This is a genomic window from Bartonella sp. AA97HXZ (assembly GCF_042196985.1).
GTDB lineage: Bacteria > Pseudomonadota > Alphaproteobacteria > Rhizobiales > Rhizobiaceae > Bartonella.
Genome location: NZ_JBHIRC010000078.1, coordinates 1 through 1,214, shown reverse-complemented (window position 1 = coordinate 1,214; position 1,214 = coordinate 1). Strand labels below are relative to the sequence as shown.

The following is a 1,214-nucleotide window of genomic DNA, read 5'->3' as shown; positions in this document are numbered from 1 at the left end:
ATGATATTTTTCGCATATGCTTCTCCATAAAAAAAGCTCCGCAAAAAGCAGAGCTGGATTAAAAAATTGACATCTTTTTCATTCGGAAAGATAGCTTGGTTAAGCTTCATGTCACTTTTTCATTGGAATAAAAGAAGATTTTTTCTCAACTTTTAATTTCTTTCTTGACAAATATTCGTTTATAAACGAATATACATCATGTTTGAAATACGTCACTACCTTACTTCTGATGGCAAAGACTTGATAGCTGATTGGCTGCGAAAGCTCCGTGATATGCAGGCTAAAACTGCAATTATTCGCCGCCTTAATCGTTTAGAGCAGGGAAACTTTGGCGATTTCAAGCCGCTTCGTGAGGGTGTTCATGAATTGCGTATTAATGTTGGTCCTGGCTACCGAGTTTATTATGTCCAATCTGGAAAGACCGTATTGTTGCTATTATGCGGTGGCAGCAAAAAAACACAAGAGACTGATATCACTCGTGCATGTGCTTGCTGGCGTGATTGGCAAAACCGTGAAGATTAAAGGAGTGCAAAAATGAAAGACCGTAACCATGATGATGCAATGGCAGAAATATTCCGTGATGATCCTGAGTTGGCAGCAGCTACCCTTGATGCAATCCTAGCAGATGGTGATCAGGGTGAGCTGCTTGTAACTCTACGCCAAATGGCCAAAGCTTATGGTGGTGTTCAAGCTGTAGCTAAAGCAGCCAACTTGAACCCAACACAACTTTACCGTACACTTTCAGAAAAAGGTAATCCAGAGTTCCGCAGCTTGAATGCTTTACTGCGTACCATGGGGTTTCGTTTGGCTGTACAGCCTCTTGAACGACCAGTTCCACACGTGTAACTTTAGTTCCACTCCCCACCTTTAAAGATGGGGAAGGGAGGTATTTAAGCAATCATTTTTAATGAGGGGCTCTACATCTAGTTTATAACCTATCATGTATCCTCTTCATCCATATGGATGACGCCTTCACCTTCGTCGCATGCGTTTGGTGGAGCGTTTGGATCAAGGGTATCATCCTTGTCTGGTGTGGTGTTTGCAACGTTTCCAGCCGCATCTTCTTGGGTTTCATCAAAAAGTTCACAATCTATTTTTGTGGTGTAACCACCTGTTTTATCAAGCTTGTGTTTAACGCTTTTGATGCGCCATTCTGCTGGAATATAGGGGCGGAAAGGGGGCTCTTGAACAAGCTTTGCTTCTGCTTGCACAAA

General features: G+C 42.3%; 2 protein-coding genes and 1 pseudogene. 2 read left to right on the top strand and 1 reads right to left on the bottom strand.

Translation table 11 applies throughout. The features are described 5' to 3' along the window. The first annotated feature begins 198 nt into the window (after positions 1–198). The gene (locus ACFINE_RS09780; RefSeq protein WP_015857128.1) at positions 199–522 is read left to right on the top strand and encodes a type II toxin-antitoxin system RelE/ParE family toxin; all 324 of its coding nucleotides are present in this window, start codon (positions 199–201) and stop codon (positions 520–522) included. 12 nt (positions 523–534) lie between these two features. Next, positions 535–846, top strand: coding sequence for a DNA-binding protein (locus ACFINE_RS09775; RefSeq protein ID WP_208439803.1), 312 nt, complete (start codon positions 535–537; stop codon positions 844–846). Positions 847–938: 92 nt separating this feature from the next. Here the strand turns inward: ACFINE_RS09775 and ACFINE_RS09770 are convergent. Continuing rightward, positions 939–1,214, bottom strand: a pseudogene (locus tag ACFINE_RS09770) (late control protein); the annotation flags it as partial.

Excerpts from the sequence above, each read along its gene's own strand:
- ACFINE_RS09775 (WP_208439803.1), top strand. The coding sequence starts at position 535 with ATGAAAGACCGTAACCATGATGATGCAATGGCAGAAATATTCCGTGAT.
- ACFINE_RS09780 (WP_015857128.1), top strand. The coding sequence starts at position 199 with ATGTTTGAAATACGTCACTACCTTACTTCTGATGGCAAAGACTTGATA.